The sequence below is a fragment of the Pseudomonas xanthosomatis genome, assembly GCF_019139835.1.
Taxonomy (GTDB): Bacteria; Pseudomonadota; Gammaproteobacteria; order Pseudomonadales; family Pseudomonadaceae; genus Aquipseudomonas; species Aquipseudomonas fakonensis.
Map to the genome: position 1 here is coordinate 5,279,905 of NZ_CP077075.1, position 18,316 is coordinate 5,298,220.

General features: G+C 63.8%; 18 protein-coding genes. 4 read left to right on the forward strand and 14 right to left on the reverse strand.

The genetic code is table 11. From position 1 onward, the window contains the following. Positions 1-109: 109 nt before the first annotated feature. Entirely contained in the window at positions 110-847 is a 738-nt protein-coding gene (locus tag KSS93_RS23330) for an XRE family transcriptional regulator (RefSeq protein ID WP_217886165.1), read from the reverse strand. Positions 848-968: 121 nt separating this feature from the next. Between KSS93_RS23330 and KSS93_RS23335 the strand changes: the two genes are divergently transcribed. The 3 genes from KSS93_RS23335 to fdxA all read left to right on the forward strand — a co-directional run bounded on the left by KSS93_RS23335 (position 969) and on the right by fdxA (position 4,308). Continuing rightward, positions 969-1,169, forward strand: coding sequence for a hypothetical protein (locus tag KSS93_RS23335; protein ID WP_217888815.1), 201 nt, complete (start codon positions 969-971; stop codon positions 1,167-1,169). A 100-nt stretch (positions 1,170-1,269) separates the two neighbouring features. Next, positions 1,270-3,843, forward strand: a complete 2,574-nt coding sequence (gene mutS / locus KSS93_RS23340) for a DNA mismatch repair protein MutS (protein WP_217886166.1) — start codon at positions 1,270-1,272, stop codon at positions 3,841-3,843. A 141-nt stretch (positions 3,844-3,984) separates the two neighbouring features. Then, positions 3,985-4,308, forward strand: coding sequence for a ferredoxin FdxA (gene fdxA / locus KSS93_RS23345; protein WP_217886167.1), 324 nt, complete (start codon positions 3,985-3,987; stop codon positions 4,306-4,308). Positions 4,309-4,780: 472 nt separating this feature from the next. Here the strand turns inward: fdxA and rpoS are convergent, their stop codons facing one another. The 8 genes from rpoS to KSS93_RS23385 form a co-directional block, all read right to left on the reverse strand. After that, the gene (rpoS, locus tag KSS93_RS23350; RefSeq protein WP_011535249.1) at positions 4,781-5,788 is read right to left on the reverse strand and encodes an RNA polymerase sigma factor RpoS; all 1,008 of its coding nucleotides are present in this window, start codon (positions 5,786-5,788) and stop codon (positions 4,781-4,783) included. Positions 5,789-5,893: 105 nt separating this feature from the next. Next, positions 5,894-6,748, reverse strand: a complete 855-nt coding sequence (locus KSS93_RS23355) for a peptidoglycan DD-metalloendopeptidase family protein (protein WP_217886168.1) — start codon at positions 6,746-6,748, stop codon at positions 5,894-5,896. A 175-nt stretch (positions 6,749-6,923) separates the two neighbouring features. Next, positions 6,924-7,562, reverse strand: coding sequence for a protein-L-isoaspartate(D-aspartate) O-methyltransferase (locus KSS93_RS23360; protein WP_217888792.1), 639 nt, complete (start codon positions 7,560-7,562; stop codon positions 6,924-6,926). A gap of 38 nt (positions 7,563-7,600) precedes the next feature. Next, entirely contained in the window at positions 7,601-8,350 is a 750-nt protein-coding gene (surE, locus tag KSS93_RS23365; RefSeq protein ID WP_217886169.1) for a 5'/3'-nucleotidase SurE, read from the reverse strand. After that, on the reverse strand, positions 8,338-9,396 hold the full coding sequence (gene truD / locus KSS93_RS23370; RefSeq protein WP_217886170.1) for a tRNA pseudouridine(13) synthase TruD: 1,059 nt from the start codon (positions 9,394-9,396) through the stop codon (positions 8,338-8,340). The genes surE and truD overlap by 13 nt, the downstream gene beginning before the upstream one ends. Continuing rightward, positions 9,393-9,866 carry a 2-C-methyl-D-erythritol 2,4-cyclodiphosphate synthase gene (gene ispF, locus KSS93_RS23375; protein ID WP_217886171.1) on the reverse strand — a complete coding sequence of 158 codons (474 nt, stop codon included), beginning with the start codon at positions 9,864-9,866 and terminating at the stop codon, positions 9,393-9,395. Before ispF ends, truD begins: the two co-directional genes overlap by 4 nt. A gap of 176 nt (positions 9,867-10,042) precedes the next feature. Beyond that, positions 10,043-10,891 (reverse strand): S-formylglutathione hydrolase, encoded by an 849-nt coding sequence (gene fghA, locus KSS93_RS23380; RefSeq protein WP_217886172.1) that lies wholly within the window; start codon positions 10,889-10,891, stop codon positions 10,043-10,045. 11 nt (positions 10,892-10,902) lie between these two features. Next, positions 10,903-12,015 (reverse strand): S-(hydroxymethyl)glutathione dehydrogenase/class III alcohol dehydrogenase, encoded by a 1,113-nt coding sequence (locus KSS93_RS23385; RefSeq protein WP_217839948.1) that lies wholly within the window; start codon positions 12,013-12,015, stop codon positions 10,903-10,905. Between the two features lie 108 nt (positions 12,016-12,123). Here KSS93_RS23385 and KSS93_RS23390 point away from each other — a divergent pair, with 108 nt between their 5' ends. Then, the gene (locus KSS93_RS23390) at positions 12,124-13,020 is read left to right on the forward strand and encodes a LysR substrate-binding domain-containing protein (RefSeq protein WP_217886173.1); all 897 of its coding nucleotides are present in this window, start codon (positions 12,124-12,126) and stop codon (positions 13,018-13,020) included. 129 nt (positions 13,021-13,149) lie between these two features. Here KSS93_RS23390 and ispD read toward each other — a convergent pair whose 3' ends face one another. The 5 genes from ispD to pyrG form a co-directional block, all read right to left on the reverse strand. Continuing rightward, entirely contained in the window at positions 13,150-13,857 is a 708-nt protein-coding gene (gene ispD, locus KSS93_RS23395) for a 2-C-methyl-D-erythritol 4-phosphate cytidylyltransferase (RefSeq protein WP_217886174.1), read from the reverse strand. Then, complete coding sequence (ftsB, locus tag KSS93_RS23400; protein WP_217839951.1) at positions 13,854-14,135, reverse strand: cell division protein FtsB; 282 nt, start codon at positions 14,133-14,135, stop codon at positions 13,854-13,856. The genes ispD and ftsB overlap by 4 nt, the downstream gene beginning before the upstream one ends. Positions 14,136-14,291: 156 nt before the next feature. Next, a complete protein-coding gene (eno, locus tag KSS93_RS23405) occupies positions 14,292-15,581 on the reverse strand; it encodes a phosphopyruvate hydratase (RefSeq protein WP_217886175.1) in 1,290 nt (429 codons plus the stop codon). A 154-nt stretch (positions 15,582-15,735) separates the two neighbouring features. Then, positions 15,736-16,581, reverse strand: coding sequence for a 3-deoxy-8-phosphooctulonate synthase (gene kdsA / locus KSS93_RS23410; protein ID WP_217886176.1), 846 nt, complete (start codon positions 16,579-16,581; stop codon positions 15,736-15,738). A 3-nt stretch (positions 16,582-16,584) separates the two neighbouring features. After that, positions 16,585-18,213 carry a CTP synthase gene (pyrG, locus tag KSS93_RS23415; protein ID WP_217886177.1) on the reverse strand — a complete coding sequence of 543 codons (1,629 nt, stop codon included), beginning with the start codon at positions 18,211-18,213 and terminating at the stop codon, positions 16,585-16,587. Between the last annotated feature and the right edge of the window lie 103 nt (positions 18,214-18,316).

An 18,316-nucleotide genomic window follows, 5' to 3' on the forward strand; every position in this document is an offset into this window, starting at 1 on the left:
GCGCTGGAATTTGCTGAAATGCATGCAGTCCATGCATGACGCGGCTTGTAGGGCTTTTCTGAGGACGAAAAAAAACCCGCCGAGGCGGGTTTCCTTTGCGCAGGAGAGGTCAGCGGGCGTACATGCCCCACCAGAACACATGGCCGAGCAGGCTGATCTGCTCATCCTGCATCTGCTGGAAGCTGTAGTCCTCGTCGGGGTGCTCGTCGCGGTTGAAGCTGCGCAGGCGAATGCCGGTGGGCAAGCGGTACACCTGCTTCACCCGCAGCTGGCCGTTGTGGTTGATGGCGTAGAGGTCGCCGTCGATGATGTCGCCCACCGTGCACTTGCCGGTGTTCACCCCCACCGTGGCGCCGTCGCGCAGCACCGGCAGCATGCTGTTGCCGCGCACGGTCACGCACTTGGCGTTGTCGAACTGCACGCCGTTGTGGCGCAGGCTGCGCTTGCCGAAACGCAAGCGGGCATGCTCGCTCTCTTCGATGACGAATCTTCCTGATCCTGCTGCCAACTCGACCTCACGAAGAAAGGGTACCGACACCTCGTCGTCCTCGACGGGGGTTTCATCATCCCACAGGCTGATGTCGTTCAGCGCCAAATGGGCTGGCGTGGACGCTGCGGCTTCGCGCGACTCGCCAAGCTCGGCGCGGCCGCGCAACTGGTCGGTGCTGATGCCGAAATACTCGGCGATGCGCGACACGTGCTTGTCGGACGGGTCGACGATTTTCTCGCCGAGAATACGCGACAGCGTGGATTGCGGAACGCCCGTGCGCCGGTGCAGCTCTGTCGGGGACAGGCCGTGGCGGTCGAGCAGCGCTTTGAGTACGGAGGCTACGTTGCGTTTTTGCATAGCGTGCATAATGCAGGTGCGCCGGGGGGAATGCAATCACTCGGTGCTTGTTGCCGTCACCTTGTGTGGGTATCGTCGCCGCGCGGCTCTTCTTTATGCAGACAGGGAATGGAACACCGACATGGACTTCACTCCCCAGCGCCGCTGGCCACGGCAGTTGCTTGTATGGCTGCTGATCCTGCTGGCGGTGGCTTTGAACTTCAACCCGCAGGACCTGCCCTCCTTCGAACGCCCGCGACGCGTGTTCACCCGCGGCTTCGTCATGGTATGCGTGGTCGTGGTGGTGATCGAACTGATCCTGCTCAACCAGCTGTACAGCTGATGCGCAGATTTGCCCCAGCCAAGGCGCCTGCAACGGGCAATAAAAGCCTGTACCATTAGCGGTTTCGCAACAGCCACCAGATCCCGCTTCAAGGCCCCGAATGTCCGATCTCTCCGCACACACCCCGATGATGCAGCAGTACTGGAAGCTGAAAAACCAGCACCCGGACCAGCTGATGTTCTACCGCATGGGCGACTTCTACGAGATCTTCTACGAAGATGCGAAGAAGGCCGCGAAACTGCTGGATATCACCCTGACCGCCCGCGGGCAGTCGGCGGGGCAGTCCATCCCCATGTGCGGGATCCCCTTCCATTCGCTCGAGGGCTACCTGGCCAAGCTGGTCAAGCTCGGCGAGTCGGTGGTGATCTGCGAGCAGATCGGCGACCCGGCCACCAGCAAGGGGCCGGTGGAGCGCCAGGTGGTGCGCATCATCACCCCGGGCACCATCAGCGACGAAGCGCTGCTGGACGAGCGCCGCGACAACCTGATCGCCGCCCTGCTGGGTGACGAGCGCCTGTTCGGCCTGGCGGTGCTGGATATCACCAGCGGCAACTTCACAGTGCAGGAGATCAAGGGTTGGGAAAACCTGCTGGCGGAGCTGGAGCGCATCAACCCGGTGGAGCTGCTGATCCCGGATGACTGGCCACAAGGCCTGCCGGCCGAGAAGCGCCCCGGCGCCCGCCGCCGCGCGCCCTGGGACTTCGACCGCGATTCGGCGCGCAAGAGCCTGTGCCAGCAGTTTGCAACCCAGGACCTCAAAGGCTTTGGCTGCGACAAGCTGACATTGGCCATCGGCGCCGCCGGCTGCTTGCTCGGTTACGCCAAAGAGACCCAGCGCACCTCGCTGCCGCACCTGCGCAGCCTGCGCCATGAGCGCATGGATGACACGGTCATCCTCGACGCTGCCAGCCGCCGCAACCTGGAGCTGGACATCAACCTGGCCGGCGGGCGCGACAACACCCTGCAGTCGGTGGTCGACCGCTGCCAGACCGCCATGGCCAGCCGCCTGCTGACCCGCTGGCTGAACCGCCCGCTGCGCGACCTCAAGGTGCTCACCGCACGCCAGGGCTCTATCCGTTGCCTGCTCGACGGCTACCGTTTCGAAAAGCTGCAGCCGCAGCTCAAGGAAATCGGCGACATCGAGCGTATTCTGGCGCGTATCGGCCTGCGCAACGCCCGCCCCCGCGACCTGGCGCGCCTGCGTGACGCCCTGGGCGCGTTGCCCGAGCTGCAGAACGCCATGGCCGAGCTGGAAGCGCCGCACCTGGCGCGCCTGGCCGCCATCACCGGCACCTACCCGGAGCTGGCCGGCCTGCTGGAGCGGGCGATCATCGACAACCCGCCGGCGGTGATCCGCGACGGTGGCGTGCTCAAGACCGGCTACGACAGCGAGCTGGACGAGCTGCTGGCCATGAGCGAGAACGCCGGCCAGTTCCTCATCGACCTCGAAGCCCGTGAAAAGGCCCGTACCGGCCTTGCCAACCTCAAGGTCGGCTACAACCGCGTGCACGGCTACTACATCGAGCTGCCGACCAAGCAGGCCGAGCAGGCCCCGGGCGACTATATCCGCCGCCAGACCCTCAAGGGCGCCGAGCGCTTCATCACCCCGGAACTCAAGGCATTCGAGGACAAGGCGCTGTCGGCCAAAAGCCGCGCCCTGGCCCGCGAAAAGATGCTTTACGACGCGCTGCTGGAGACCCTCATCGGCCACTTGGCGCCGCTGCAGGACAGCGCCGCCGCTTTGGCCGAGCTGGACGTGCTGAGCAACCTTGCAGAACGCGCGCTGAACCTCGACCTTAACTGCCCGAGCTTCGTCGATGAGCCGTGCATGCGCATCGAGCAGGGCCGCCACCCGGTGGTCGAACAGGTGCTGACCACCCCGTTCGTGGCCAACGACCTGGGCCTGGACGACAGCACGCGCATGCTGATCATCACCGGCCCGAACATGGGCGGTAAATCCACCTACATGCGCCAGACCGCACTGATCGTGCTGCTGGCGCATATCGGCAGCTTCGTGCCGGCGGCCAGCTGCGAGCTTTCGCTGGTCGACCGTATCTTCACCCGCATCGGCTCCAGCGACGACCTGGCCGGCGGGCGCTCGACCTTCATGGTCGAGATGAGCGAAACCGCGAACATTCTGCACAACGCCACCGACCGCAGCCTGGTGCTGATGGACGAAGTGGGCCGCGGCACCAGTACCTTCGACGGCCTGTCGCTGGCCTGGGCCGCCGCCGAGCGCCTGGCCCAGCTGCGCGCCTACACCCTGTTCGCCACCCACTACTTCGAGCTGACCGTGCTGCCGGAGAGCGAACCGCTGGTGGCCAACGTGCACCTGAACGCCACCGAGCACAACGAACGCATCGTGTTCCTGCACCACGTGCTGCCAGGCCCCGCCAGCCAGAGCTACGGCCTGGCCGTGGCCCAGCTGGCCGGGGTGCCGGGGCCGGTGATCCAGCGTGCCCGCGAACACCTGGGCCGGCTGGAAACTGCCAGCCTGCCCCATGACGCGCCACTTGCCAACAAGAGCAAGGGCGAGCCAAGCGTGCCGCACCAAAGCGACCTGTTCGCCAGCCTGCCACACCCGGCCATAGAGAAGCTGGGCAAGCTGCAACTGGACGACATGACGCCGCGCCAAGCTATCGAAATGCTATATCAACTAAAGAACCTGTTATAACGACCACCCGCGCAAGCTGGTAGAATCCGGCGCGGTTTGCGAGTGCTGCAGGTTATTAGCCTGGCCTGCAGCCACACAATCGTGAGCCGCGCTGCCCTGGACGCAAGGGCAAGCTGCCGTCGCCTGAGGAGAGAATTAGAAATGACCTTCGTCGTCACCGACAACTGCATCAAATGCAAGTACACCGACTGCGTGGAAGTCTGCCCGGTGGACTGCTTCTACGAAGGCCCGAACTTCCTGGTGATTCACCCGGACGAGTGCATCGACTGTGCGCTTTGCGAGCCTGAGTGCCCGGCCCAGGCCATCTTCTCGGAAGACGAGATTCCGGCTGGTATGGAGAACTTCATCGAGCTCAACGCCGAGCTTGCGGAAATCTGGCCGAACATCACCGAGAAGAAAGACGCCCTGGCGGACGCCGAAGAGTGGGACGGCAAGCCTGGCAAGCTCGCCGACCTGGTGCGCTGAGTTCCAGGCACGAAAAAGGCCCGCAACGGGCCTTTTTTCATTTCTGCCAGGCAAAAAAAAGGGGCGGTTTGACCCGCCCACATTTTTTCCGTAGTCCCTGTATGTCCCACTCATCGTCCTGATGAATCGCTTCTTGCGATGTCCTTGGCCGTCATCCGTGATGGCCTGTGTCTGTCCGTTGACACAGTTCGAATACTAGCGATTTCCGGGCGGTGGGCAAGGGATGAATTTTTCAGGAAGTTTCCGCAGACACATTCAGAAAAATCGCAAAAAACCTTTAATTTCAATTACTTAAAAATTTAAAGGCGTTGAAAACGACTTTTATTTACCGCTCCCGTCACGGTTCTCCTACACCACGAGTAAGTAAATGCTTACACGCTATGCAACGACGGTAGATAAGTAAACACCCCCTGTAGACACAAACAAAAACGCCCCGAGGTCACCGGGGCGTCTTGCGCGGCCTTGCGTGCGCTTACTGGAACAGCGACTCGCTGGACAGGCCGTTCTTCTCAAGGATCTCGCGCAGACGCTTGAGGCCCTCTACCTGGATTTGCCGCACCCGCTCACGGGTCAGGCCGATCTCCAGGCCAACATCTTCAAGCGTGCTGCTTTCGTGCCCGCGCAGGCCGAAGCGGCGCACCACCACCTCACGCTGCTTGTCGGTCAGCTCGCCCAGCCACTGGTCGATGCTCTGCGACAGGTCGTCGTCCTGCAGCAGCTCACAGGGGTCGGTGGGGCGGTCGTCAGTCAGGGTGTCGAGCAAGGTCTTGTCCGAGTCCGGGCCGAGCGAGACATCCACCGACGACACCCGCTCGTTCAGGCCGAGCATGCGCTTGACCTCTGCCACTGGTTTTTCCAGCAGGCTGGCGATTTCTTCGGGCGATGGCTCGTGATCGAGCTTTTGCGTCAACTCCCGCGCGGCACGCAGGTAGACGTTGAGCTCCTTGACCACGTGGATCGGCAGGCGGATGGTGCGGGTCTGGTTCATGATCGCCCGCTCGATGGTCTGGCGGATCCACCAGGTGGCGTAGGTCGAGAAGCGGAAGCCACGCTCGGGGTCGAACTTCTCCACCGCGCGAATCAGGCCCAGGTTGCCTTCCTCGATCAGGTCGAGCAGCGACAGGCCACGATTGACGTAACGGCGTGCGATCTTCACCACCAGGCGCAGGTTGCTTTCGATCATGCGCTTGCGACCGGCCGGGTCGCCTTTTTGCGAGAGACGCGCGAAATGTACTTCCTCCTCTGGCGAAAGCAGGGGCGAGAAGCCGATTTCGTTGAGATACAGCTGGGTGGCATCGAGCGCCCGGCTGTAATCGATATATTTATGCTGCTTGAGCGAGGCGCCTTGTTTCGACTTGGTCCGAACCGAGGGTACAGCAGGTTCGTCTGACACCACATCCGTTTCCAAGACAATGCCGGTCTCCATCAAGAGCAGGTCATCGTCGATGTCAAACTCCGGCACTTCTTTACTGAGAGCCATTGTTATAGTCCTTTGCTGAGTTCGAACTCAGACTCGAGCGTCACCTTTCCGTGGCAGCGCTGGAGCCTGTCCCCTCTACATCCAAGGAACAGGCCGGAACAATGGTCAGCGGCGTGGCAAGAACTGGAGCGGATCGACGGGTTTGCCCTGGCGGCGAATCTCGAAATGCAGCTTCACCCGATCAGTGCCCGTGGACCCCATCTCTGCAATTGTCTGCCCTGCCTTGACCTGCTGCCCCTCCCGAACCAAAAGCCTGCGGTTGTGGCCGTAGGCACTGACGTAGGTATCGCTGTGTTTGATGATGATCAGCTCGCCGTAGCCCCGCAAGCCACTCCCGGCGTAAACCACTGCTCCATCAGACGCGGCAAAAACAGGCTGTCCCAAATCACCGGCGATATCAATGCCTTTATTCAAACTACCGTTTGAAGCAAATTTTCCAATCAACACGCCGTTTGCCGGCCACGTCCAGCCCCCTACGGCGCGCTCTGCAGCCGGGACCTGGGCAACCGTTTGCGAGGAAGCCGAAGGCGCCACTGTGGCAGTTTTGCCACTGCCGGATGCTGGCGCGGTAGTGGCCACTGGCCGACGAATGACCGTCGTCTTGCTGGATGAAGAAGGGCTGGAAACCACTGTCGTGCTGCCACCGGCAGCGCTGCTGAAACGGATGGCCTGGCCGGGGCGGATGGTGTAGGGCGCCGGGATGTTGTTCCGCGCCGCCAGCTCCTTGTAGTCCCAGCCATAGCGGAAGGCGATGGAGAACAGAGTGTCGCCCGGCTTGACCACGTACTGCCCCGAGGTGACGGTCGGGCGCTTGGGCGCCGCATTGTTGCGGTCAACCACCCGCGCGCCGCTGGAGCCTGTGCTCGAGCAGCCGGCCAACAGGGTTCCCATGGCAAGCGCAATCACCAGAAGCTTCAAAACCGAACGATCCTTGCGCTGCCGAACGACTGTGTGACCCACCCGCGCTCCCCTCATGGTGCCGAAAAAGACGATTTGAAATGCAATATTGTTGCAATTATAACCGAGGCGCCTGCCGAGCAGGGCCCGGGATGTGCCGCAATGGCGCAGGCCTCGCCGAATAGACAGGCCCGCCGCCCAGGAATTCGTCGCCCGCGCAAATATTCCGGCGCGTGCCTCAGGCCAGCGGGCCACCCAGCAACGGCACGAAGCGCACCGCACCGAGCACCCGGCGCGAGAAGCCGTGTTCTTCACGCACGATCAGCATCAGCTGCTGCGCCTCCCCTGCCGGGCCCACCGGGATGACCATGCGCCCGCCGGGCGCCAGCTGGTCGAGCAAGGCCTGGGGCACCTCAGGTGCCACCGCAGTGACGATGATGGCGTTGTATGGCGCCAGCGCCGGCCAGCCTTCGCAGCCGTCCCCCCAGCGAAACACCACGTTACGCAGGTTGAGTTCGAGCAGGCGCTCCTTGGCGCGGTCCTGCAGCACCTTGATGCGCTCCACCGAGAACACCCGTTCCACCAGTTGGGCGAGGATCGCAGTCTGGTAGCCAGAGCCGGTGCCGATTTCCAGCACCTTGTCCAGCGGGCCGGCCTCGAGCAACAGCTCGCTCATGTGCGCGACCATGAACGGCTGCGAGATGGTCTGGTTGTGGCCGATCGGCAGCGCGGTGTCTTCGTAGGCGCGATGGGCCAGGGCCTCGTCGACGAACAGGTGGCGCGGGGTGCGGCGGATCGCCTCGAGCACCTTGGCGTTGGACACGCCCTCCTCGTACAGCCGCTGGATCAGCCGCTCGCGGGTGCGCTGGGAGGTCATGCCGATTCCATGGCGCATCAGATCGTCCTGCTCGCGCATCAGAGCACGCCCTCCAGCCAGCCCTCGAAACGCTCGAAAGCGTCGTTGAAGGTGCGGTCCAGCTGCAACGGCGTGATCGACACGTAGCCTTGCATCACGGCATGGAAGTCGGTGCCCGGCCCGCCGTCCTCGGCGTCACCGGCCACGGCGATCCAGTAACCTTCCTTGCCCCGCGGGTTGACCACCTTGTGCGGCGCGGCGGCGCGCGCACGGTGGCCCAGGCGGGTCAGCTGGATGCCGCGGATGTGCTCAAGCGGCAGGTTGGGGATATTGATGTTCAGCACCGTGCGCGGCGGCAGCTCCAGGCGTGCCTGCGCCTCGACCAGGCGGCGGGCGATATGCGCGGCGGCCGGCAGGTTGTCGGGCTGGCGCGACACAAGCGAGAACGCAAGCGACGTACCGCCGAGGAAGCGCCCTTCGAGTGCGGCGGCCACGGTGCCGGAATACAGCACGTCGTCCCCCAGGTTGGCGCCCAGGTTGATACCCGACACCACCATGTCAGGGGTGTGCGGCAACAGGCCGTTGACCCCCAGGTGCACGCAGTCGGTGGGGGTGCCGTTGAGGCTGATGAAGCCGTTGGCGAGCGTCTGCGGGTGCAGCGGCCGGTCGAGTGTCAGCGAGCTGCCGGCACCGCTCTTGTCTTGATCCGGGGCAATTACCGCGCACTCGGCATAATCCGCCAGCGCAGCATGCAGCGCGGCGAGGCCGGGTGCGGTAACACCGTCGTCATTCGAAATCAGAATACGCATGGGCTGTCCGTCTGCCCTGCCGGCACCAGATCGACGAGTTCGCGCACCACCACGGTGGCGAAGCATCCGGCCGGAAGGACGAATTCCAGTTGCAGGATATCAGGCTCGGGATAATGCCATGTAAGCCGCCCAATAGGGAGCCGCAGAATGCGCCGTTCGTGCGCCATGCCCGCCCGCGCCAGCCACTGGCACAGCTGCGGGTGGCGCGCGCCGACAGTGTTTTCCAACGCCTGAGGGCTGCCGCTGCCTGGCGCCTCGCCCTCGCCCCACAACGGGCCGGTGGGGTGCAAGTCAAGAATCCCCAGGCGCGGGTCGCTGCATTCGGCCTCGCCTGCGGCGAAGAAGCTGCGGCTGTCGGTGAAGGCCAACAGGTCGCCCACCTGTGCTTGCTGCCAGCTGCCATCGACCACCCGTGCGGCCAGCACCTGGTTGAACAGGTAACTGCGCGCGGCCGACAGCAAGCGCGAACGCACATTGCGCTGCTCGGGCAGGGCCTGGCGCGCCGCCCAGTCCTGGGCGTCGTGTACGTTGCCGCCGGCATGGCCAAAACGCTGTGCACCGAAATAGTTGGGCACGCCCTGGGCCTTGAGTTGCTCCAGGCGCGCATCGAGGGCCGCGTGCTCGGCGGTCAGACCGGTCAGACGCAGGGTGAAGCCGTTGGCCGAATGGGCACCGCGTTGCAGCTTGCGCGAATGGCGCACCTGCTTGAGCACGCGCAAGGTGTCGTCTTCGGCGCGGGTCAGGTCAGGGTCGGCCTTGCCCGGCAGGTGCAGGCTGAACCACTGGCGGGTCAGGGCCTGACGGTCCTTCAGGCCCGCATAGCTGATGGCGCGTACCGGCACGCCGGCGGCGCGGGCCAGGCGGCGGGCCGCCTCTTCGGTATTGAGGTCGCGTTTTTCGACCCACAACCACAGGTGCTCGCCCTGCCCCGACAACGGGATATCGAGCACTTCATCAACCTGGAAGTCCTCGGCCACGGCCTTCAATACGGCGCTGCCCAGGGCTTCGCCCGAGGCCCGTGGCCCCAGCAGTTCCAGTTCGGTCATACGGGCAGCAACAGGGCGACGGCGTGCACCGCGATCCCTTCCTCACGGCCGGTGAAGCCGAGCTTTTCTTCGGTGGTGGCCTTGACGTTGACCTGGTCGAGTTCGACCTGCAGGTCTTCGGCGATGCGCTGGCGCATGGTTTCGATGTGCGGGGCCATCTTCGGCGCCTGGGCGACGATGGTCGCGTCGACGTTGCCGACCTTCCAGCCCTTGCCGTGCACCACATCCAGCACATGGCGCAGCAGCACGCGGCTGTCGGCGCCCTTGAACTGCGGGTCGGTGTCGGGGAAGTGCTTGCCGATATCACCCAGCGCCGCGGCGCCAAGCAGGGCATCGCTGACGGCGTGCAGCAACACGTCGCCGTCGGAGTGGGCCAGCAGGCCGTATTTGTGGGGGATACGCACCCCGCCCAGGGTAATGAAATCACCGTCGGCAAAACGGTGCACATCGTAGCCGTGGCCAATACGCATAGAAAAACGCCCTGATTGAGTCAGGGCGTGATTCTACCTGCTTTCATGCAGTATTGGGGCTGCTGTGCAGCCCTTCGCGGGTGAACCCGCTCCCACAGGGACCGCTGCAAACCGAAGCTTGCCGATACCTGTGGGAGCGGGTTTACCCGCGAAAAAGCCGACACCGTGCTGGCAGGTCAAACCCGGCCAAGTGCCACTGCATGGTGGCGCAGGTGCTCATCGATGAAGCTGGCGATGAAGTAGTAGCTGTGGTCATAGCCTGGCTGCAGGCGCAGGGTCAGCTCGTGCCCGCCCTTGCGCGCGGCCTGCTCCAGCGCTTGCGGCTTGAGCTGCTTTTCCAGGAAATCGTCACGATCCCCCTGGTCCACCAGCAGCGGCGGGCATTCGCTGGATTCTGCCAGCAACACGCTGGCATCCCACTCGCGCCAGCGCGCACGGTCTTCGCCCAGGTAGCGGCTGAAGGCCTTCTCGCCCCACGGGCAGTCCATGGGGTTGCTGATCGGCGAGAACGCCGACACCGAGCGGTAGCGGCCCGGGTTGCGCAGGGCGCACACCAGTGCGCCATGCCCGCCCATGGAGTGGCCGCTGATGCTGCGCTGATCACTGGCCGGGAAGTGCGCCTCGATCAGTGCTGGCAGCTCCTGCACCACGTAGTCATGCATGCGGTAGTGCTGGGCCCAGGGCTGCTGGGTGGCGTTGAGGTAGAACCCGGCGCCCAGGCCGAAGTCCCACGCACCATCCGGGTCGCCCGGCACCTGCTCGCCACGCGGGCTGGTGTCGGGGGCGACGATGATCAGCCCAAGCTCGGCGGCCAGGCGCTGGGCGCCGGCCTTCTGCATGAAGTTCTCGTCGGTGCAGGTCAGCCCAGACAGCCAGTACAGCACCGGCAGTTTCTCGCCCTGCTCGGCCTGGGGCGGCAGGTACACGGCGAACACCATGTCGCAGCCGAGCACCTTGGAGCTGTGCCGGTAGCGCTTGTGCCAGCCGCCGAAGCTCTTCTGGCAGGAGATGTTTTCCAGTGTCATGGCAGCGGGCCTCAGAAGTGGATGACGCTACGAATGCTCTTGCCTTCGTGCATCAGGTCGAAGGCCTTGTTGATGTCTTCCAGGCCCATGGTGTGGGTGATGAAGGTGTCCAGCGGAATCTCGCCCTTCTCTGCCATCTCGACGTAGCTCGGCAGCTCGCTGCGGCCACGCACACCACCGAACGCCGAACCGCGCCAGACGCGGCCGGTGACCAGCTGGAACGGACGGGTGGCGATTTCCTGGCCGGCACCGGCCACGCCGATGATCACCGACTCGCCCCAGCCCTTGTGGCAGCACTCCAGTGCCGCGCGCATCAGTTGCACGTTGCCGATGCACTCGAAGGAGAAGTCCACGCCACCGTCGGTGAGGTCGACGATCACTTCCTGGATCGGGCGGTCGTATTCTTTCGGGTTGATGCAGTCGGTGGCGCCCAGCTGGCGGGCGATCTCGAACTTGGCCGGGTTGATGTCGATGGCGATGATGCGCGAGGCCTTGGCCTTGACCGCACCGATGATCGCCGACAGGCCGATGCCGCCCAGGCCGAAGATGGCCACGGTGTCACCAGGCTTGACCTTGGCGGTGTTGATCACCGCGCCAATGCCGGTGGTCACGCCGCAACCGAGCAGGCAGACCTTCTCCAGCGGGGCTTCCTTTTGAATCTTGGCCACGGAGATTTCCGGCAGCACGGTGTACTCGGAGAAGGTCGAGGTGCCCATGTAGTGGAACAGCTGCTGGCCTTTGTAGCTGAAGCGGGTGGTGCCGTCCGGCATCAGGCCCTTGCCCTGGGTGGCGCGGATGGCCTGGCACAGGTTGGTCTTGCCCGACAGGCAGAATTTGCACTTGCCGCACTCCGGGGTGTACAGCGGGATCACGTGGTCGCCCACGGCCACCGAGGTGACGCCCTCGCCGACCGCTTCGACGATGGCACCGCCCTCGTGGCCGAGGATCGACGGGAAGATGCCTTCGGGGTCGGCGCCCGAAAGGGTGTAGGCGTCGGTGTGGCAAACGCCCGAGGCGACGACGCGCAGCAGCACCTCGCCGGCTTTGGGCATGGCCACGTCGACTTCGACGATTTCCAGGGGTTTCTTGGCTTCGAAGGCTACGGCAGCGCGGGACTTGATCATCAAGTGTCTCCAGACAGGGTGTCTATTTCAGTCCAGCAGTGTAATTCATGCTCTTTTGATGAATAATCCGGCCAGTTAAAAAACATTATTGCTGTACAGGGATAATCCATGAGCAACCGCTGGGAAGGCATCGACGAATTTGTCGCCGTAGCCGAGTCGGGCCAGTTCACGGCGGCGGCCGAGCGCCTGGGAGTTTCCTCATCGCACATCAGCCGGCAGATCGCCCGCCTGGAAGAGCGCCTGCAAACCCGCCTTTTGTACCGCAGTACCCGGCGGGTAACCCTGAGCGAAGCCGGGCAGACTTTTTTGCAGCACTGCCAGCGCCTGCAGGATGGCCGCGAAGAGGCGCTGCGGGCCATGGGCGATTTGGCCAGCGAGCCCAAGGGCCTGCTGCGCATGACCTGCGCGGTGGCCTATGGCGAGCGCTTCATCGTGCCGCTGGTGACGCGTTTCATGGCGCAGTACCCACAGTTGCGGGTGGAGGTGGAGTTGAGCAACCGCACCCTCGACCTGCTGCACGAGGGCATGGACCTGGCGATCCGCCTCGGCCGCCTGCAGGACTCACGACTGGTGGCCACGCGCCTGGCGCCGCGGCGCATGTACCTGTGCGCCTCGCCTGCTTATCTTGAGCGCTACGGGCGGCCCCACAGCCTGTCGGAACTGGCCCGGCACAACTGTCTGGTGGGCAGCTCGGACTTGTGGGCTTTGCAGCAGGACGGCCGCGAGATCAGCCAGCGGGTGCAGGGCAACTGGCGCTGCAACAGCGGCCAGGCGGTGCTGGATGCGGCGCTGCAGGGGATGGGGTTGTGCCAGTTGCCGGATTACTACGTGCTGGAGCACCTGCACAGCGGCGCGCTGGTGTCGCTGCTGGAGGCGCACCAGCCGCCTAACACCGCGGTGTGGGCGCTGTATCCGCAGCAGCGGCACCTGTCGCCCAAAGTGCGGCGCTTGGTGGATTACATGAAGCAAGAGCTGGCGGGGTTGCCGGAGTATCGGCAGGGCTGAAGAACTGCACTGTCATCACTGGCCTCTTCGCGGGCAAGCCCGCTCCCACAGGGACCGCAATAGCGCAAAGGTTGATGCAATCCTGTGGGAGCGGGCTTGCCGTGAATGGCCCAACACCGCACTGAAGCCTCAGCGCCGGCTTGCCCACCGCTGGCGCAACCACTCCAGGTCTTCCGGCCGGGTCACCTTGATGTTGTCGCTGCGCCCTTCCACCAACCGCGGCGCGTGCCCGGCCCATTCGATGGCGGAGGATTCATCGGTCACCGCCACATCCGAAACCAGGCACTCGGCCAGCGCCCGGTGCAGCATGCCCAAACGGAACATTTGCGGCGTGTAGGCCTGCCACACGGTGCTGCGGTCGATGGTGGCACTCACCCGGCCATCGGCGCCGGCGCGCTTGAGGGTGTCGCGGGCCGGGACCGCCAGCAGACCGCCCACCGGGTCATCGGCAAGCTCCGCCAGCAAACGGTCCAGGTCGCTGCGCGCCAGGTTCGGCCGGGCGGCATCGTGCACCAGCACCCAATCGTCGTCGGCAGCGCCCTGGGCGTGCAGCAACAGCAGCGCATTGAGCACCGAATCGGCACGTTCACGGCCACCCGGGGCACGCTGGATACGCGAGTCATGGGCGCAGCGCAGGCCGGGCCAGTACGGGTCTTCATCGGCAATGCTGACCACCACGCTCTTGAGCGCGGGGTGGCCTAGAAAACAGTCGAGGCTATGCTCGAGAATGGTCTGCCCGCCCAGCATCAGGTACTGCTTGGGGCGGTCGGCAGCCATGCGGGCACCAACGCCCGCAGCAGGAATCACGGCCCAGAAGGCCGGTAACGGATGGGTCATTTTTGTGGCAGCTGGTAGAGGGTTTCGCCTTCCTTGACCATCCCCAGTTCATGACGAGCCCGCTCTTCCACGGTCTCCATACCTTTCTTCAGCTCCAGCACTTCGGCATCGAGCACGCGATTGCGCTCCAGCAGCCGCTCGTTCTCGGCGTGCTGTTCGTCAATCTGTTGCTTGAGTTCGGCGACTTGCGCCAGGCTGCCATTACCGACCCAAAGGCGGTATTGCAGGCCGCCGAGCAGCAGGAGCAGGACGAGGAACAACCAATAGGGACTGCGCATGAAGATATCCAGGTATAAAGGCCGCCGCAGCGAGCTTCCGATAGCACGAAGCCTGGCCGAGGCCAGGCTTCGTCGACAGAAACCCGTGGGAGACGCCTGAACGTTCAGTACGAACGTGCAGGCTGCCCCGGCTGCTGCCTTTTTACCATCTCTTGCTTAGCCGCGAAACTCGGCACGGCCGCGATAAACGGCCTTGGCGCCCAGTTGCTCTTCGATGCGCAGCAGTTGGTTGTACTTGCTGACGCGGTCGGAACGGCACAGCGAACCGGTCTTGATCTGGCCGGCAGCGGTACCCACGGCCAGGTCGGCGATGGTGGAGTCTTCGGTTTCACCGGAACGGTGCGAGATCACCGCGGTGTAGCCGGCAGCCTTGGCCATCTGGATGGCTTCGAGGGTTTCGGTCAGCGAGCCGATCTGGTTGAACTTGATCAGGATCGAGTTACCGATACCCTTCTCGATGCCTTCTTTCAGGATTTTGGTGTTGGTAACGAACAGGTCGTCGCCCACCAGCTGGACTTTCTCGCCGATCTTGTCGGTGAGGATTTTCCAGCCAGCCCAGTCGGACTCGTCCAGGCCGTCTTCGATCGAGATGATCGGGAAGCGCTCGGTCAGGCCCTTGAGGTAGTCGGCAAAACCTTCGGCGTCGAACGACTTGCCTTCACCGGACAGGTTGTACTTGCCGTCTTCGTAGAACTCGGAAGCGGCGCAGTCCAGGGCCAGGGTCACGTCGGTGCCCAGCTTGTAGCCGGCCTTGTCGCAGGCTTCGGCGATGGCCGCCAGGGCGTCTTCGTTGGAAGCCAGGTTAGGCGCAAAGCCACCTTCGTCACCCACGGCGGTGTTCAGGCCACGGGCCTTCAGTACAGCCTTGAGGTGGTGGAAGATCTCGGTGCCCATGCGCAGGCCGTCGGAGAAGGTCTTGGCGCCAACCGGCTGCACCATGAACTCCTGAATGTCGACGTTGTTGTCGGCGTGCTCGCCGCCGTTGATGATGTTCATCATAGGAACCGGCATCGAGTACTGGCCCGGGGTGCCGTTGAGGTTGGCGATGTGCGCGTACAGCGGCAGGTCCTGGTCCTGGGCAGCAGCCTTGGCGGCAGCCAGGGAGACGGCCAGGATGGCGTTGGCGCCCAGCTTGGCCTTGTTCTCGGTACCGTCCAGTTCGATCATGGCGCGGTCCAGGGCTTTCTGGTCCGATGGGTCCTTGCCCAGCAGCAGTTCGCGGATCGGACCGTTGATGTTGCCGACGGCCTTCAGCACGCCTTTGCCCAGGTAACGGCTCTTGTCGCCATCACGCAGCTCCAGCGCTTCGCGCGAGCCAGTGGAAGCACCCGACGGCGCGCAGGCGCTGCCGATGATGCCGTTGTCGAGCAGTACGTCGGCTTCCACGGTGGGGTTGCCACGGGAATCGAGAACTTCACGACCTTTGATGTCGACGATCTTTGCCATTGTTGTAAGCACTCCAGAATTGACGAAACTAACGCAACTTTTGGGAATTCTTGCCGTTCACCAGGCGACATGGCACGGGCAGGCCTGGCGAAGGGAGCCCCTGACCTGACGGTCAGGGGGTGGAACGGGCGGTACTTTACCCGAGAAACGCGCTTTACGCGGTTTCTACCGTCGGAAAACTTTTCACCAGGTCATCCAGCTGCTTGAGCTGGCTGAGGAACGGCTCCAGTTTGTCCAGGCGCAGGGCGCAAGGGCCGTCGCACTTGGCGTTGTCCGGGTCCGGATGGGCTTCGAGGAACAGCCCGGCCAGGCCCTGGCTCATGCCGGCCTTGGCAAGGTCGGTGACCTGGGCGCGGCGGCCACCGGCGGAGTCGGCGCGACCACCCGGGGTCTGCAGGGCATGGGTTACGTCGAAGAACACCGGGTACTCGAACTGCTTCATGATGCCGAAGCCGAGCATGTCCACCACCAGGTTGTTGTAGCCGAAGCTCGAACCGCGCTCGCACAGGATGAGCTGGTCGTTGCCGGCCTCGATGCACTTGGCGAGGATGTGCTTCATCTCGTGGGGCGCAAGGAACTGCGCCTTCTTGATGTTGATCACCGCACCGGTCTTGGCCATCGCCACCACCAGGTCGGTCTGGCGCGACAGGAAGGCCGGCAGCTGGATGATGTCGCACACCTGCGCCACCGGTTCGCACTGGTAGGGTTCGTGCACATCGGTGATCACCGGCACATTGAAGGTGCGTTTGATCTCCTCGAAGATCTTCAGCCCCTCTTCCATGCCCGGGCCACGGTACGAAGCCACCGACGAGCGGTTGGCCTTGTCGAAGCTGGCCTTGAACACGTACGGGATACCGAGTTTTTCGGTGACCCGAACGTACTCCTCGCAGACCTTCATTGCCAGGTCACGGGACTCCAGAACGTTCATGCCGCCGAACAGGACGAACGGCTTGTCGTTGGCGATCTCGATGTTACCGACGCGAATGATCTTCTGAGTCATGGATCAGGCCTTGTTCTTCTGTGCCAGGGCAGCCTTGACGAAGCCGCTGAACAGCGGGTGGCCGTCACGTGGCGTCGAGGTGAACTCCGGGTGGAACTGGCAGGCGACGAACCATGGGTGGTCCTTGGACTCGACCACTTCCACCAGCGCGCCGTCTTCGGAGCGGCCGGAAACCACCAGGCCTGCGTCAACCAGCTGCGGCAGCAGGTTGTTGTTCACTTCGTAGCGGTGACGGTGACGCTCGGTGATGATGTCCTTGCCGTAGCAGTCGTGTACTTTCGAGCCCGATGCCAGCTGGCAGTCCTGTGCGCCCAGGCGCATGGTGCCGCCCAGGTCGGAGGCTTCGGTACGGGTCTCGACCGCGCCGGTGGCGTCAGCCCACTCGGTAATCAGGCCGACCACCGGGTGGCCGCTGTTGCGGTCGAACTCGGTGGAGTTGGCGTCTTTCCAGCCCATCACGTTACGGGCGAACTCGATCACGGCCACCTGCATGCCCAGGCAGATACCCAGGTACGGGACCTTGTTCTCACGGGCGTATTGCACCGCAGTGATCTTGCCTTCGACGCCGCGCAGGCCGAAACCGCCCGGTACCAGGATGGCATCGGCGCCTTCGAGCAGGCTGGTGCCCTGGTTCTCGATGTCTTCGGAATCGATGTAGCGCAGGTTGACCTTGGTGCGGTTGGTGATGCCGGCGTGGCTCATCGCTTCGATCAGCGACTTGTACGCATCCAGCAGCTCCATGTACTTGCCGACCATGGCGATGGTGACTTCCTGCTCAGGGTTGAGCTTGGCGTCCACCACCTTGTCCCACTCGGACAGGTCGGCGCTATTGCACTGCAGGCCGAAGCGCTCGACGACAAAGTCGTCCAGGCCTTGAGCGTGCAGCACGCCAGGGATCTTGTAGATGGTGTCGACGTCTTCCAGCGAAATCACCGCACGCTCTTCGACGTTGGTGAACAGCGCGATCTTGCGGCGCGACGAGGCATCGACGGGGTGGTCGGAGCGGCAGATCAGCACGTCAGGCTGCAGGCCGATGGAGCGCAGCTCCTTGACCGAGTGCTGGGTCGGCTTGGTCTTGGTCTCGCCGGCGGTGGCGATGTACGGCACCAGGGTCAGGTGCATCAGCATGGCGCGCTTGGAGCCCACTTCGACGCGCAGCTGGCGGATGGCCTCGAGGAACGGCTGCGACTCGATGTCGCCCACGGTACCGCCGATCTCGACCAGCGCAACGTCGGCGTCGCCTGCGCCCTTGATGATGCGGCGCTTGATCTCGTCGGTGATGTGCGGGATGACCTGGATGGTCGCGCCCAGGTAATCACCACGGCGCTCTTTGCGCAGCACGTGCTCGTAGATGCGGCCGGTGGTGAAGTTGTTGTTCTGGGTCATCGTGGTGCGGATGAACCGCTCGTAGTGGCCCAGGTCGAGGTCAGTCTCGGCGCCGTCGTGGGTGACGAACACTTCGCCGTGCTGGAACGGGCTCATGGTGCCCGGGTCGACGTTGATGTACGGGTCCAGCTTGAGCATGGTGACCTTCAGGCCCCGCGCTTCCAGGATGGCCGCCAGGGATGCCGAGGCAATGCCTTTCCCCAATGAAGAAACAACACCGCCCGTGACGAATATGTAGCGCGTCATGAAAAACCCTAGAAGTCTGCGTTAAGGCGGCTTGGGCCGCCGGAGAAAGCGAAGGAAGGCCGAAGCCCCCGATCACCTGCGTCAATCACAGTGCATCTCGAAC